This is a genomic window from Bradyrhizobium sp. HKCCYLS3077, from assembly GCF_051167555.1.
In the GTDB taxonomy this organism is placed as follows: Bacteria; Pseudomonadota; Alphaproteobacteria; order Rhizobiales; family Xanthobacteraceae; genus Bradyrhizobium.
This window is the reverse complement of the sequence record NZ_JBNPTH010000001.1, coordinates 671,428-686,268: the sequence shown is the minus strand read 5'-3', so window position 1 is coordinate 686,268 and position 14,841 is coordinate 671,428. Positions and strand designations below refer to the sequence as shown.

Below are 14,841 nucleotides of genomic sequence, written 5' to 3'. Positions count from 1 at the left end.
CCTAGGCCGGCGGCGTCAGCTTCACGATGACGCCGACGATCAGCATGAACGCGAGACACAGCGCCGTCTCGAGATCGGAATGATCGGACCAGAAGCCGCGCAGTGCCGATGCTGCTTTTTGCGTTGCTTGGACTTTTCGGTGGGGCGTACGCATTTGCTCAACCTTCGATAAAAGGCAAGACAAACTACCACTTGAAAGAATAGTCCTCTCCACGCCGCCCCTCAATGCGGAAATTCGGCTCACGTCAGCAGGACTGACTGATACGACGACCAAGGCCAGTTCGTTGGCCGACCACCTCACCCCGGCGACGGCGCGCCCCCTCTCCCGCTTGCGGGGGAGGGCTGGGGTGGGGGCGCCACGGCGGCAGTCGTTCCGGAGCGGCCCCCACCCGCAGCGCATCTGGCGATGCGCTACGACCTCCCCCGCACGCGGGGGAGGCGCTGACCGAGCTTGCTGGGAGAGCAGAACTCTTAGACGAGCAGGATGCTCTCACCCCGGCGGCAGCGCGCCCCCTCTCCCGCTTGCGGGGGAGGGCTGGGGTGGGGGCGCCACGGCGGCAGTCGTTCCGGAGCAGCCCCCACCCGCAGCGCATCTGGCGATGCGCTACGACCTCCCCCGCACGCGGGGGAGGCACAGACCGAGCTTGCCGCGAGAGTGAGACTAATCAAATACCGAGATAACGGTGCTGCAGCTCCGGCTCCGCCATCAGCTGCTCCGACGTTCCGCTCCACACCGTGCGGCCGCGCTCGATGATGTAGTGGCGGTCGCAGATGCGGGTGAGGTGCTCGACGTTCTTGTCGATCACCAGGATCGACTGCCCGCGCGATTTGAGCAGCGACAAGCAGTTCCAGATCTCCTCGCGGATCAACGGCGCGAGGCCTTCGGTCGCCTCGTCGAGGATGAGCAGCTTGGGATTGGTCATCAGCGCGCGGCCGATCGCCAGCATCTGCTGCTCGCCGCCCGAGAGCTGATTGCCCATGTTGCCGCCGCGCTCGGCGAGCCGCGGAAACAGCGCGTGGATCTTGTCGAGCGTCCACGGATCGGCGGCACCGAGCCGGTTGGTCGAGGCCGCCACGAGATTCTCGGTGACGGTGAGGTTCGGAAAGATCTGCCGGCCCTCCGGCACAAGGCCGATGCCGAGCTGCGCGATCCGGTAGGACGGCAACTTGCGCGTTTCCTGTCCGCTGAAGCGGATGGTGCCCGCGCGCGCCTGGGTCAGGCCCATGATCGAGCGGATCGTCGTGGTCTTGCCCATGCCGTTGCGGCCCATCAGCGAGACCATCTCGCCGGGACGGATTGCCAATGATAGTCCGAACAGGACCTGGCTCAGGCCGTAGCAGGTCTCGATGCCGTCGACGTCGAGCAGCATGCCGTTGTCCTTCCGGTCAACCATGGCCGACCACCACGTGCTGATCGCCGAGATAGGCGCGCTTGACCTCGTCGTTCTGCCGGATCTCGTCGGGCTTGCCGGAGGCGATGATGCGGCCATAGACCAGCACCGAGATGCGGTCGGCGAGCGCGAACACCGCCTCCATGTCGTGTTCGACCAGGACGATCGAGACCTCCTTGCGCAGCTCGGCGAGCAGCTTCACCATGCGCTGGGACTCGGTCACGCCGAGGCCCGCCATCGGCTCGTCGAGCAGCAGCAGCTGCGGCTTGGTCGCGAGCGCGACCGCGAGCTCCAGCTCGCGTTGCTCACCATGGCTGAGCTTCGACACCAGCACGTCGGCGCGATGGCCGAGGCCGACGCGCTCCAGCGCAGCGCGCGCGGTCTCGCGCAGCGGCTTGTCCTTGCGCACATTGGCGAAGAAGCGGAACGAGTGCCTGCCGTCATGAGCCTGCGCGGCCAGCGCGACATTGTCGGCCGCGGTGAAATCGGTCAGCAGCGAGGTGATCTGGAACGAGCGTGCGAGGCCGAGGGCACTGCGCTTGTAGGCAGGGAAGGAGGAAATGTCGCGGCCGCCGAGAAAGATGCGCCCGCCATGCGGCGCAAGGTGGCCGGTAAGCTGGCTGATCAAGGTGGTCTTGCCGGCGCCGTTCGGGCCGATGATGGCGTGGATCTCGCCCTTGGACACGTCGAGACAGACGTGATCGGTGGCGATGATGCCGCCGAAGCGGCGCACCAGATTGTCGACGCGGAGCAGCGGTTCAGCCACGGTTCAACCTCCCGAGCATGCCCATGATGCCGCCGCGGCCGAACAGCACGATCAGGAGCAGCAGCGGCCCCATGATCAGCGCCCAATATTCGGTGAGCTGCGACAGCACCTCCTCCAGCACCAGGAACACCACGGAGCCGACGACCGGCCCCATCAAGGTACCCATGCCGCCGAGGATCACCATCACCATCAGATCGCCAGAGCGGGTCCAATACATCACGGCCGGGCTGACGAAATCGGTGTTGTTGGCGAGCAGCGCGCCCGACAGCCCGCACAGCATGCCGGCGATGACGAAGCAGGCGAGCTTGTAGCGCTTGGACGGGAAGCCGATCGCCTGCATGCGCTGTTCGTTGGAGCGCAGTCCCTGCAGCACCAGGCCGAAGCGCGAATTGACGATGCGCCAGACCAGCACGACGACGGCGAGCAGGCAGGCCAGGCACAGGTAGTAGAACTGGACGCGGTTGCCGAGATTGATCAGGCCGCCGAAATCGCTGCGCTTGTAGACGGTGAGGCCGTCATCGCCGCCGTAGCGCGCGAGGCCCGAGGCGACGTAATAGGCCATCTGCGCGAAGGCGAGCGTGATCATGATGAAGTAGACGCCGCGGGTGCGTAAGGAGAGCGCGCCGATGACCAGCGCGTAGAGCGCGGACACCGCGATCGCCACGGCAAACTGCGCCCAGCCGGAGCCGATGCCCTCCTGCGCCAGGATGCCGACCGCATAGCCGCCGATGCCGAGATAGGCGGCATGGCCAAAACTCATCATGCCGCCATAGCCCATCAGCAGGTTCAGGCTGACGGCCGCAAGCGCGAGGATCACGATGCGGGTGAACAGCGTGAGGATGAAGATGTTGCCGGTCAGGTTCGAATACACCGGCAGCAGCACGAGGCCGGCCACGACGAGCGCGGCCACGATTGTCGAGACGTTGAGCTTGGATGTCATCTGCGGTTGGCCGGAAACAGACCTTCAGGCCGCGCCACCAGCACGATCGCCATCAGGAGATAGATCAGCATCGAGGACAGCGCGGGCGCCGCGGTGGACGCCGAGGCCGAGTTCAAGACCTGGCGCAACAGATTGGGCAGGAAGGCGCGGCCCATCGTGTCGATCAGGCCGATCATGATGGCGGCGATGAACGCGCCGCGGATCGAGCCGATGCCGCCGATCACGATCACGACGAAGGCGAGGATGAGGATGTTCTCGCCCATGCCGATCTGCACCGTGAGGATCGGCGCCTGCATCAGGCCGGCGAGGCCGGCGAGCGCAGCACCAAGGCCGAACACCAGCGTGTAGAGCAGCTTGATGTTGATGCCGAGCGCGCCGATCATCTCGCGGTTGGAGGCGCCGGCGCGGATCAGCATGCCGATTCGCGTGCGCATCACGCCGAGATAGAGCAGCAGCGCCACCAGCAGCGCCACGACGATGATGGCGAGGCGATAGGCCGGATATTGGATCCCGGGCAGGATCGTGACCGGAAAGGCGAGCCAGGACGGCAGCGGCAGCGCCAGACCGGCGGGGCCCCAGATCAGCCGGACCGCCTCGTTGAAGAACAGGATCAGGCCAAAGGTCGCGAGCACGTGGTCGAGATGGTCGCGCCCATAGAGATGGCGCAGTGCCGTGAATTCGAGCACGATGCCGAGCAGAAGCGTGGCACCGAGCGCCATGACGCCGCCGAGCACGAAGCTGCCGGTCCAGGCCACGAAGGTCGCCGCGAAATAGGCGCCCATCATGTACAGCGACCCGTGCGCGAGATTGACGAGGTCCATGATGCCGAACACCAGCGTCAGGCCGGCAGCCAGCAGGAAGAGCAGCAGTCCGAACTGCAGCCCGTTCAGGAATTGTTCGACGACGAGAAGCATGCCCCTCACTTCACGCTCAAAAAGACGGCGGCAGAACCATTGCAGGCGCTGCCGCCATGTCCGTCCCGATCTTAGGCCGGAGATGTTTTAAGCTTCAAGCAAATTCCAGGCCGGTCTCGACCCCGGCCCGAATTTCTTTTGGCTCATTTCATCGGGCACTTCTCGTGGAAGCGGTCCTGGTCGTTCTCGACGATGGTCGCCACAGTCTTCAGGGAGAGCTGGCCGTCGGCGTCCTTGACCACGTCCTGCAGGTAGAAGTTCTGGATGGGAATATGGTTTTTGCCGAACTTGAAGTTGCCGCGCAGCGACTTGAAGTTGGCCTTCTCCATCTCGGCCTTCATCTCGGCCTTCTTGGAGGTGTCGCCCTTGACCGCGACGACAGCGCTGTTGATCAGCTGCGCGGCGTCATAGGCCTGGGCGCCGTAATAGGTCGGGCGCAGACCGGTGTACTTCTTGCGGTAATCCTCGACGAATTTCTTGTTCTGCTCGTTCGGCAGGTCGTTGACCCACTCCTGGGCGCCGGGTACGCCGATCGCGTTGTCCTTCTGCAGCGGCAGCGACAATTCGTCCACGGTGAAGGCCGTGTAGAGCGGCATCTTCTCCTTGAGGCCGGCCTGCGCGTATTGATTGAGGAACTGCACGCCGGCAGCTCCGGGATAGAACACGAAGATCGACTCGGCGCCCGAGGCGCGCGCCTTGGAGAGCTCGGCGGAGAAGTCGAGCTGGCTCGGCCACACCGTATATTCCTCACCGACCACCTGGCCCTTGAAGGTGCTCTTCACGCCCGCGAGCATGTCCTTGCCAGCAGCATAATTCGGTCCGATCAGGAACACCGACTTCACGCCCTTCTGGTTCATGTAGAGGCCCATCGCGGCGGGCGTCTGATCGTTCTGCCAGGAGGTCGAGAACACGTAGGGCGAGCACAATTCGCCGGCGAGCTGCGACGGGCCGGCATTGGCTGATATCAGGAAGGTCTGGGAATCCACAGCGGTCTTGAGCGAGGCCAGGAGCACGTTCGACCAGATGTAGCCGACGATGAAGTCGACCTTGTCGGACTGCACCAGCTTCTCGGTCTTCTGCTTGCCGACATCCGGCTTCTGCTGGTCGTCCTCGTAGATCACCTCGACCGGCTTGCCGTCCATCTTGCGGCCGAGATGGTCGAGCGCCAGCTCGAACGAGTTGCGCATGTCGTTGCCGATCACGGCGGTGGGGCCGCTGAACGTCGAGACGAAGCCGATCTTGATGGTGTCGCCGGCAAAGGCCGTGCTCGAAAACAGCAGCGCCGCCGCGCCAGCCAGCCAGAAGCTCGTCTTCATGGTCGTCCCTCCCCTGATCACGGTCAGTTCTTATCGTTGTTTCACCGGCACGCAGCAGCACGGCGAGTGGCGGCGTTTCGCCGCAGCAGGCCGCCGCGCGGATTTTATTCTGCGCACCGTCGGTCCATGCACCATAATTCCCGCAAACGGGCAAAGGCAAGAACTATAGTGCCTGTTAAGGATACTGCAGCACAGCAGAAACGGGCCGGTCAATGTGACACGGCCCGCTGCGGTTCTCCTCGTGTCACTCGCAACGAGCGTCACTTCATCAGGGCGCAACCACCCTCGGCCAGCGGGCGAAACGCCTGCTCGGCCGGGATCGTGGAGACCAGGCGATAGTAGTCGTAGGGGTACTTCGACTCCTCGGGCTTCTTCACCTCGAACAGATACATCGGATGCACCACGCGGCCGTCGGCGCGGATGGTGACATCGCCGAACAATTTGTCCTTGCCCTTCACCGTCTTCATCTGCGGCACGACATCCTTGGCGTCGTCGCTGGCGGTCGCTGCGACCGCGTTGAGATAAGCGAGCGTCGAGGCATAGACGCCGGCCTGGTTGCCGCTCGGCATCTTGCCGTTCATGCCCGGGCGCGCCGCGAAGCGCTTGGCGAAGGCGCGGGTGTCGTCGTCCATGTCCCAATAGAAGGCTTCGAGCAGCTGCAGGCCCTGCGCGGCCTTCAGGCCCATGCCGTGGATGTCGTTGATGAACAGCAGGAACGCGACTAGCGACTGGCCGCCCTGCTGGATGCCGAACTCCGCGGCCTGCTTGACGGCGTTGATGGTGTCGCCGCCGGCATTGGCGAGCCCGATCACCTTGGCTTTCGAGCCCTGCGCCTGCAGCAGGAAGGAGGCGAAGTCGGTCGTGCCGAGCGGATGCTTGGCCGAGCCGAGCACCTTGCCGCCGTTCTTTTCAATGTAATTGGTGGCCTCTGCCTCGATGCCCTGTCCCAGCGCGTAGTTGACCGTGATGAAGTACCAGTCCTTGCCGCCGCGGCCCATCATCGCGGCCGCCGTGGTGTTGCCGGTCGCCCAGGCGTCGTTGACCCATTGAATGGTGTTCGGCGAGCAGGCCTTGCCGGTGAGATCGGAGCTCGCCGTCGACGAGGCCAGGAACGTCATGCGGCTGTTGCGCAAGAGCTCGTTGATGGTGAGGCCGACGGCGGAGTTGGGCACGTCGACGATGGCATCGACCTTGTCGACATCGAGCCATTTGCGCGCGATCGCCGAGCCGACATCGGCCTTGTTCTGGTGGTCGGCATAGACGATCTCGACCTTGATGCCTTTGCCGCCACCGTTGAAATCCTCCGCCGCCATGCGTGCGGCCTCGACCGAGCCCATGCCGTTGGTGTCCTGGAAGATGCCGGAGATGTCGTTGAGCACGCCGACGCGCACGACATTGTCGGAGATCTCGCCCGCGGTTGCCGTGGCCGAGACGCCGAACGACGCCGCCAGCGCCAGCGCGCAGGTCCTGAGTTGCTTCATGGTGGTCCTCCCCTTGGATTGCTTGTTTTGATTGTTGTCGAAACCGTCAGCTCTGCCGGTCCGGAATGCGCACCACGAGGCCCGCGAGCGCCGGCTGCACCTTGATCTGGCACGACAGCCGGCTGTTCGGCAGCCGCTCGGCGGCGGTGCCGTCGAGCAGGGCGTCCTCGTCGTCGGAGACGGGATCGAGCTTCGCTGTCCAGGCGTCGTCGACATAGACATGGCAGGTGGCGCAGACGGCGTTGCCGCCGCATTCGGCGGTGATGCCGTCCACGCCATGGGTGAGTGCGGCGAGCATCAAGCTGTCGCCATCCGCGGCGTCCACGGTCTGGCTGCGGTTGTCGGGATGGATAAAGGTGATGGTGGTCATTGACGTCGCTCAGGCTGGAGTGAAGGTGACCGGCAGGCTCTCCAGCCCGCGGAGCGTGTTGTTGTAGCGGCGCTTCGGCTCGCCGCTCATGGCGATGCTGCCGACCTTGCGCGCGAGCGCGGTCAGCACCGCCTCGCCTTCGAGCCTCGCGACGAGCTGGCCGACGCACATGTGGATGCCCGAGCCAAAGCCGACATGACCGGAGACCTTTCGCGTGATGTCGTAGGCATCCGGGTGCTCCCAGCGGCGGGGATCGCGATTGGCTGCGCCCAAGAACATCAGCACCTTCTCGCCTTCGGGAATGACGACGCCGCCGAGCTCGACATCACGCGTCGTGGTGCGGAAGAAGGTCTGCACCGGGCTCTCGAACCGCACCGCCTCCTCGAACGCGTTGCGCGCCAGCGACGGATCGGCGCGCAGCCGTGCAAACTGATCCGGAAAGCGCGCCAGGCAGGACACCGCCGCGCCGATGCCATAGACGGTGGTGTCGAGCCCGGCCGACAGCAGCGAGCGCACCAGCAAGGGCGCCTCGGCCGGCGTGATCTCGCCGCTGTCGCTGAAGGCATGAATGCAGGCGCCGAAGCCGCCGGGCGCGAGATTGTCGCGCTGGCATTGCTCGGTGACATAGGCCTGATGCGGCGCCGAGCGCTCGATCGCCTGCTGGCGCAATTCGTTCGGCGGACCGAACGCGTTGAACACCAGGCTCGCATAGGGGATGAGATGGTCGCGGCCTTCGGCCTTCAGACCAAGTGCGTCGGGGAACACCGAGAGCGGATAGGCTTCGGCGAGATCGGAGATCGCATCGAACGTGCCGCGCGCCAGGAGTTCGTCGACCTTGGCCTCGGCCGCGGCCAGGAAGCCGTCGCGCAGCCGCTTCATCACCGAAGGCGACAGCACCTTGCTCAGCACCGCGCGCGTCCGCGCATGCGCCGGCGGATCGGCCTCCAGGATCAGGCTGGGCGGCCGCCACGGCTTCTCCTTGGCGAAATCGCTCAATCCCACGCCGCGGCTGGAACAGAAGGTCTGCGGATCGTTGAACACCGCGTAGACTTCGGCATAGCGGGCGACGCCGTAGACGTTCCACTGATCGAGATAGACGACGGGACCGGCCTCGCGCATCTCCTCATGCGCGGGATAGGGATCGTCGAAGAAGCCGTAGGAGAACGGATCGATCGCAAGATGCGGGATATCAGGCGCTACACCGGCGTCCGAGGAAAGACCTGTTGGGTTCATGCTGCTCTCCCGAAGTTTGGCCTTGTCATGCGGCTTTTCGTATCCCTATGAGTGGGAATGCATGGACGCTGGAGATCATGAGCGGGAAACAGAGAAAGCCGCCCGAAGCGCCGCCACGCGAGACTGAGGGTCAAGATCGGACCCACGGCCTCACGCTCGATCTCGACCGCTATGTGCCGGCCTTCATCACCTTCATCGCCAACAAGCTGTCGAACAGTGCGACCGCGTTCTACCAGCGCAATTTCGGCGTCAACGTCACGGAATGGCGGATCATGTCGCTGCTGGCGATCGAGCCGGGAATTCCGGCCTCGCGCATCTGCAGTGTCATCGGCTTCGACAAGGGCCCGGTCAGCCGCACCCTGGCGCTGATGAAGGGCCGCGGCCTGATCGCGATCCGCGATGATCCGCAGGACGGCCGCAGCCACTCGATCTCGCTGACGGCCAAGGGCCGCGCCACGCACGACAAGGTCATCATCGCCGCACTGGAGCGCGAGCGTCGGCTGCTGGCATGCCTCGACGAGAGCGAGCAGGAAACGTTGATCGCCCTGCTCCGCCGCATCCACGACAATCTCGACGCCGTTACCGGCGCGAGCTGACCCCGGCCGAGATCGATCGCTCCAGGCCTGAGCGCCCTGCCCAGACCGTCCATTCGCGCGCGCGCAAGCGGCCGCGCCTGCTGCGAGCAGGCTGCGCATGGCGTTTCCATCCCTCGTTGGCGGCGCGGCTTTGCGCTGCGCCTCACTCAATCTACGAGCACAATCGTTCCACGGATTAGTTGCTTTGGCAACGATAAATTTGCTCCTCGCCCGGCGCGGGCGGCGCGGGTCCCGATGCTTACAATTTTAATGATCCATGCAGCGGCACGGCAATTTCGCCCTGCTATCCAGATTGTATCGGCGAACCCGCAGTCGCGGCGCAGCCTGCGGGAGAGACGGATGCTGGGATTCATCTTCGGATTCAATATGCGCCTCGGGCGGCTGCAGTACTTCCTGGCCTCGCTCGCGCTCGTGGTCGCTTTCATCGTCCTCGGCATCGTTCTCGCCATGGGTCTCGCGGCAGTGACCTCGCAAAAGGCGGGTCTCGCGCTGACCGGACCTCTCATAGTCTGGATCGGCCTGTTCCTGATCGCGAACGCCATGCTGCAGTCGATGCGCTTCCGCGACATCGGCTGGGACCCGGTGTGCGTGATCCCGGCCTGGATCGCCGTCATGGCGCTGGACTACGTCATCGCCGGCCGGTTTCCTGAATATGCCGCGACGTCCGCCCAGCATGGGACGTGGGTCGGCAGCCTGGTCAATCTCGGCCTCAGCGCCGCGCTGCTGTTCTTCCCGAGCGGCGCCGACGATGCATCGTCTTCCGGCGGCAGGTCCGTGAGCACCGCGCCGCCGGCGACGTTCCGAAGCGCCCGCAGCTCCGGTTCGGCCACGGATGCCCGGCTCGCACGCATCACCGGCGGCGACACCGGCCGGCGCAGCTACTAGGGCGGCCAACCACATTGCTCATTTTCTGAGCAAAATGCGAGGGGATCGCCGCTCGACCGGCCCAATGGCGACCGGAGCCGTCACACCAACCCTCTGAATTACAATATTTTTCGCTTCCAACGCCGCATCCCCGGCCATGTACACAATGGCATGTGGCTTGCTACATCAGCAGCAGCATCGGCGAAGCGGAGCGCAAGCAAATGGCAACCCAGACATCAGATTCCGGACAGATCCGGAGCGCCGCGTGACCGAGACCGTCGCCGAGATCGTGGCCGCGCATCGCGCCGGCCTGACGACGCCGCAGCAGACGGTCGCCCGGACGTTCGAGCGGATCCGCGCGCACAACGACCCCGCCATTTTCATCAGCCTGCGCGACGAGGCGGATGCGCTCGCCGAAGCCGGGGCGCTTTCGGGGAAGGACCCTGCGGCGCTGCCGCTGTATGGCGTGCCGGTTGCGGTGAAGGACAACATCGACGTCGCGGGATTGCCGACAACGGCCGCCTGCCCGGCCTTCGCCTATACGCCTGCGCGGGATTCGACCGCGGTCGCGCGGCTGCGCGCCGCCGGCGCGATCATCATCGGCAAGACCAATCTCGACCAGTTCGCCACCGGCCTCGTCGGCGTGCGCTCGCCCTACGGCATCCCGAAGAATCCAGTTCACGGTGACCTCGTGCCGGGCGGTTCGAGCTCCGGCTCGGCGGTCGCGGTGTCAGCGGGTCTCGTGCCACTGTCGCTCGGAACGGATACCGCAGGCTCGGGCCGCGTGCCGGCCATGCTCAACAACATCGTCGGGCTGAAGCCGAGCCTCGGCATGATCTCGACGGCGGGCCTCGTGCCGGCGTGCCGGACGCTCGACTGCATCTCGGTGTTCTCGCTCACCGTCGACGATGCCGCGGCGGCATTGTCCGTGATGGCGGCGCCGGATCCACTCGATCCGTTCTCGCGCGACCGGCCGCTCGCGGCCGTGACTGCGTTTCCGCAAGGCGTGAAGCTCGGCATTCCCCGCCCCGGACAACTGATCTTCTTCGGCGACAAGGCCGCGGAAGCGGCCTATGGCGCGGCCGTCGCGCGCTTCGTCAAGCTCGGCGCCGAACTCGTCGAGTTCGACCTTGAGCCGTTCTACGAGACGGCGCGGCTGCTCTATGAAGGCCCGTGGGTGGCCGAGCGCTATCTCGTGATCCGTGACCTGCTCGCCTCCGATCCCGACGCCATCCATCCCGTGACGCGCGAGATCACCATCGGCGGCGCGCGCGGCAGCGCGGCCGACACGTTTGCGGCGCTGTATCGCCTGCAGGCGCTGCGCAAGGTCGCCGAGCGCACCTTCGGCGCGATCGATGCGATGGTGCTGCCGACGGCGCCCACCGCCTACACGACAGCGGAGGTCCTCGCCGATCCGATTCTGCTCAACAGCCGTCTCGGCACCTACACCAATTTCGTCAATTTGCTCGATCTCTGCGGCCTCGCCGTGCCGGCCGCGATGCGCGGCGACGGGATTCCATTCGGCGTCACGCTGCTCGCACCCGCCGGGCACGATGCGGCGCTGGCGAGCCTGGGCCGCGCGTTTCATGCCGACACGGCGCTGCCGGTCGGCGCCAAGGCCGTGCCGCAGCCGCCGCTGGCCCCACCGTCACCGTCGCTGCATGGCGACGAGATCGCGATCGTCGTGGTCGGCGCGCATCTCTCCGGAATGACGCTCAATCACGAACTGACAGGTCTGGGAGGTCGGCTGCTGGAAGCGACGGCGACCGCGCCGGACTACAAGCTCTATGCGCTGTCGACCACGCCGCCCAAGCCCGGCATGCTGCGCATCGACAAGGGCAAAGGCGCCGCGATGGCGGTCGAGCTCTGGGCGCTGTCGGCCGCAAGCTTCGGAAAGTTCATCAACCTCATTCCGCCGCCGCTGTCGATCGGCACGATCCGGCTGCAGGACGGCCGCACCGCCAAGGGCTTCCTCGTCGAGCCGGTTGCGCTGGACGGCGCGCGCGACATCTCGGAATTCGGCGGCTGGCGCGCCTACATGGCGCAGAAGGATTGAGGACGTCCATCATGACGAGCACAGTGCGACCGTAACAGCCAATCGACTCATCATCGCCACATTCGATCGCCGGAAGATCAGCGCGCTGTTCATGAATGCGCCCTCTCGCACGCGAGAGGGGCACATTGCCGCCGGGGTGAGAGCATCCTGCTCGTCCAAAAGTCCTACGCGCGCGGCAAGCTCGATCGGTGCCTCCCCCGCGTGCGGGGGAGGTCGCAGCGCATCGTCAGATGCGATGCGGGTGGGGGCCGCTCCGGAAAGACTGCTGCTGTGGCGCCCCCACCCCATCCCTCCCCCGCACGCGGGAGAGGGGGGCGCACCACCGCCGGGGGGAGAGCATCCTGCTTGTCCAGGAGTCCTACTCTCCGCGGTTCCTAGCGAAGACGATCGGCGGCCTACACCGACACCGCGTAGATCTCGTACTCGCCGCGCACCAGCTCGATATGGGCCTTCATCGCGCTTGACGCACCGGCCTTGTCGCCGCGCAGGATGGCGACGACGACGCGGTCGTGCTCGGCATGCGACTTGGCGAGACGGCCGAGATTGCGGAATTGGGCGCGGCGGAACGGCTGTACGCGCACGCGCGTCGCCAGCGTGATCTCGGCGATGTAAGCGTTGTGCGCGCCGGCATATATCGCGTTGTGGAAGCGCTCATTGACCTCGTGGAAGCGCTCGGGATTGCCGGCGTGGCTGAGATTGCGCAGCTCCTCGTGGATCGCTTCCAGCCGCTGCCGCTCGACCGGGGTCATGCGCTGCGCGGCGAGGCCTGCACACATGGCTTCCAGCTCGGCCATCGCCTCGAACATGCCGGTGAGACGGTCGACCGACGGGCGCGCCACGACGGCGCCGCGATGCGCGCGCGCCTCGATCAGGCCGGACGCCGCCAGCTGGCGCAGCGCCTCGCGCACCGGCGTGCGCGAGACGTTGAAACGCTTGGCGATCTCGGTCTCGTCGAGCGGCGCGCCCGGCGCCAGCATGCCGCGCACGATGTCGTCGGCGAGTTGCAGACGCAGCTCCTCGGCGCGCGTGATCTTCGCGACCGCCGGCGGCGCCCGCTCGCTGCGCTGCACGTCGGCTTCACGGATGACCCGCGCACGCGTCCGCGGCGGAAGATCGTCCAGGCTCATGCCTCAGGCGCCTTTTGCTTCGTCGATGATGCTGACATGGGCGGCCACGATTCTCCAGCCCTCGGGAAACCGGATCCAGGTCTGCATCTGGCGCCCGACCTTGCCAGGCACCGTGTCGCGATAGAACAGCGTCGAGGCGACCGCGGTGTCGCGGCCATAGGTAGTGATGACGGTGCGCGCCGTCCGCCGCATCAGCCCGGCCGGCGAGCGTGCGGAGCGAAAGGCCGCGATCTCGCCATAGCCGTAGAGGTTCTCGCCGATGCCATAGCGCAAGGTGCGGGTGTCGTTCTTGAACAGCTCGTCGAGCACGGCAACGTCGTTGCTGACCAGCGCCTGTTCGTAACGCTGGAACTGCGCGGTGACCTCCGCAACGACATCAGGCAGATCGACTTCCATTCTCCAGAACTCCTCTCGGGGCCGGCGCAGCGGCGACGCCCAGCTGTTGCAAGGCGTGGGCCACACGCAATGCGACATGCTCGCACCAGGGGGCGGCGATGATCTGCACGCCGATGGGCATCGGCGCCAGCGGAATGGGAATGGCGACGACGGGAAGTCCGATGAACGAGATCGGCTGGGTGTGGATGCCGATATTGGCGCGCACGGGCAGCTCCACGCCATCCAGCACGAAGGTCGCCTGCCCGAGCTTCGGCGCAATGCACGGCGTCGCCGGCGCGATCAGCACGTCGACCGACTTGAACAGCTCCAGCACCTTGGCGCGATACCAGCGGCGGAATTTCTGCGCGCGGTCGACCATCGGCGCCGGAATCATCGCGCCCGCAATCAGGCGATCGCGCACCGCCGGATCGAAATCCTGCGGCTGCTTACGCAGGCGGTCGAGATGCAGCGAGGCGCCTTCGGTCGTGCTGATGACATAGGCCGCGGCGCGCGCGCGCGCGGCTTCGGGCACATCGATAACCTGGGTTACTTTCAGTGCGGCGGCGACGCGACTGACAGCCTCGGCGGCTTCGGGAAACAGGTTCTTCTGGAAGTGACCGCCCGCGAGCGCGATGCGCAGACCATCGAGCCCGTGCGCAAGCAGAGCTGAGACGGGCTCCGGCGCGCGCGTGGTACATGCCGCATCCTCGGCGTCAGGCCCCTGCATCACGTCATAGGCAAGCGCGAGATCCTCGACCGAGCGCGCGAACGGGCCGAGATGATCGAGGCTCATCACGAACGGGAACGAGCGCGCACGCGACAGCCGGCCATAGGTCGGCTTCAGGCCGAAGATGCCGCAAAACGACGAGGGCACGCGGATCGAGCCGTTGGTGTCGGAGCCGAGCGCGATCGGCACCAGGCCGCCGCCGACGGCGCTGCCCGAACCGCCCGACGAGCCGCCGCTCATCCGCGAGGGATCATGCGGATTGCGCGACGGACCGTCGTGCACATTCTCGCCGGTGAAGTCGTAGGCGTATTCGCCCATGTTGAGCGCGCCGACCAGCACGGCGCCGGCGGCCTCCATGCGCGCGATCAGCGTCGCGTCGCGCGCTGCGGGAACGCGGCTGCGATTGATCTTGGAGCCGGCCCGCGTCGGCAGGCCCGCGACGTCGAACAGATTCTTCACCGCGAACGGCACGCCGGCGAGCGGACCGACGGACTTGCCCGCGGCGATGTCGGCATCGACCGCGCGCGCCTTCGCACGCGCCCGCTCGGCGGTCACGTCGGTGAAGGAATTGAGCACGCCGTCGCGCGCGGCGATCCGCGCCAAGGCGGCGTCGGTGGCCTCGACGGCGGTGAGCTTGCGTGTGGCGACCGCAGCGGCGATGGCGCCCGCGGTCATGTCGGCGGAA

The 14,841-nt window shown here is 66.1% G+C and carries 15 protein-coding genes; 3 read left to right on the top strand and 12 right to left on the bottom strand.

All coding sequences use genetic code 11. The annotated features are described in order from the left end of the window. Position 1: 1 nt before the first annotated feature. The 9 genes from ACQR0Z_RS02970 to ACQR0Z_RS02930 form a co-directional block, all read right to left on the bottom strand. A complete protein-coding gene (locus ACQR0Z_RS02970; protein WP_434856472.1) occupies positions 2-154 on the bottom strand; it encodes a transporter in 153 nt (50 codons plus the stop codon). Positions 155-665: 511 nt separating this feature from the next. Continuing rightward, complete coding sequence (locus ACQR0Z_RS02965) at positions 666-1,370, bottom strand: ABC transporter ATP-binding protein (RefSeq protein WP_434918008.1); 705 nt, start codon at positions 1,368-1,370, stop codon at positions 666-668. 16 nt (positions 1,371-1,386) lie between these two features. Continuing rightward, positions 1,387-2,157 carry an ABC transporter ATP-binding protein gene (locus ACQR0Z_RS02960; protein WP_434917635.1) on the bottom strand — a complete coding sequence of 257 codons (771 nt, stop codon included), beginning with the start codon at positions 2,155-2,157 and terminating at the stop codon, positions 1,387-1,389. Then, a complete protein-coding gene (locus tag ACQR0Z_RS02955) occupies positions 2,150-3,097 on the bottom strand; it encodes a branched-chain amino acid ABC transporter permease (protein WP_434876035.1) in 948 nt (315 codons plus the stop codon). The genes ACQR0Z_RS02960 and ACQR0Z_RS02955 overlap by 8 nt, the downstream gene beginning before the upstream one ends. After that, positions 3,094-4,011 carry a branched-chain amino acid ABC transporter permease gene (locus tag ACQR0Z_RS02950; RefSeq protein WP_172110320.1) on the bottom strand — a complete coding sequence of 306 codons (918 nt, stop codon included), beginning with the start codon at positions 4,009-4,011 and terminating at the stop codon, positions 3,094-3,096. The genes ACQR0Z_RS02955 and ACQR0Z_RS02950 overlap by 4 nt, the downstream gene beginning before the upstream one ends. A 143-nt stretch (positions 4,012-4,154) precedes the next feature. Beyond that, entirely contained in the window at positions 4,155-5,327 is a 1,173-nt protein-coding gene (locus tag ACQR0Z_RS02945) for an ABC transporter substrate-binding protein (protein WP_434856476.1), read from the bottom strand. A 260-nt stretch (positions 5,328-5,587) separates the two neighbouring features. Then, positions 5,588-6,808 carry an ABC transporter substrate-binding protein gene (locus ACQR0Z_RS02940; protein ID WP_434876036.1) on the bottom strand — a complete coding sequence of 407 codons (1,221 nt, stop codon included), beginning with the start codon at positions 6,806-6,808 and terminating at the stop codon, positions 5,588-5,590. Positions 6,809-6,854: 46 nt separating this feature from the next. Further along, entirely contained in the window at positions 6,855-7,178 is a 324-nt protein-coding gene (locus tag ACQR0Z_RS02935; protein ID WP_434856478.1) for a 2Fe-2S iron-sulfur cluster-binding protein, read from the bottom strand. Positions 7,179-7,187: 9 nt separating this feature from the next. Next, positions 7,188-8,411 carry a cytochrome P450 gene (locus ACQR0Z_RS02930; protein ID WP_434917634.1) on the bottom strand — a complete coding sequence of 408 codons (1,224 nt, stop codon included), beginning with the start codon at positions 8,409-8,411 and terminating at the stop codon, positions 7,188-7,190. A gap of 77 nt (positions 8,412-8,488) precedes the next feature. Between ACQR0Z_RS02930 and ACQR0Z_RS02925 the strand changes: the two genes are divergently transcribed. The 3 genes from ACQR0Z_RS02925 to atzF all read left to right on the top strand — a co-directional run bounded on the left by ACQR0Z_RS02925 (position 8,489) and on the right by atzF (position 11,927). Beyond that, entirely contained in the window at positions 8,489-9,007 is a 519-nt protein-coding gene (locus tag ACQR0Z_RS02925) for a MarR family winged helix-turn-helix transcriptional regulator (protein ID WP_434856480.1), read from the top strand. Between the two features lie 339 nt (positions 9,008-9,346). Next, positions 9,347-9,892 (top strand): DUF805 domain-containing protein, encoded by a 546-nt coding sequence (locus ACQR0Z_RS02920; protein WP_434917633.1) that lies wholly within the window; start codon positions 9,347-9,349, stop codon positions 9,890-9,892. 244 nt (positions 9,893-10,136) lie between these two features. After that, positions 10,137-11,927 carry an allophanate hydrolase gene (gene atzF / locus ACQR0Z_RS02915; protein WP_434917632.1) on the top strand — a complete coding sequence of 597 codons (1,791 nt, stop codon included), beginning with the start codon at positions 10,137-10,139 and terminating at the stop codon, positions 11,925-11,927. A gap of 395 nt (positions 11,928-12,322) precedes the next feature. Here the strand turns inward: atzF and ACQR0Z_RS02910 are convergent, their stop codons facing one another. From ACQR0Z_RS02910 to ACQR0Z_RS02900, 3 genes are read right to left on the bottom strand one after another with little or no spacing between them, the layout of a single operon-like run. Continuing rightward, positions 12,323-13,054: a GntR family transcriptional regulator gene (locus tag ACQR0Z_RS02910; protein WP_434917631.1), complete on the bottom strand. Its 732-nt coding sequence runs from the start codon at positions 13,052-13,054 to the stop codon at positions 12,323-12,325. A gap of 3 nt (positions 13,055-13,057) precedes the next feature. Next, positions 13,058-13,450 carry an oxalurate catabolism protein HpxZ gene (hpxZ, locus tag ACQR0Z_RS02905; RefSeq protein WP_434917630.1) on the bottom strand — a complete coding sequence of 131 codons (393 nt, stop codon included), beginning with the start codon at positions 13,448-13,450 and terminating at the stop codon, positions 13,058-13,060. Continuing rightward, positions 13,431-14,831 carry an AtzE family amidohydrolase gene (locus ACQR0Z_RS02900; protein WP_434918007.1) on the bottom strand — a complete coding sequence of 467 codons (1,401 nt, stop codon included), beginning with the start codon at positions 14,829-14,831 and terminating at the stop codon, positions 13,431-13,433. Before ACQR0Z_RS02900 ends, hpxZ begins: the two co-directional genes overlap by 20 nt. Between the last annotated feature and the right edge of the window lie 10 nt (positions 14,832-14,841).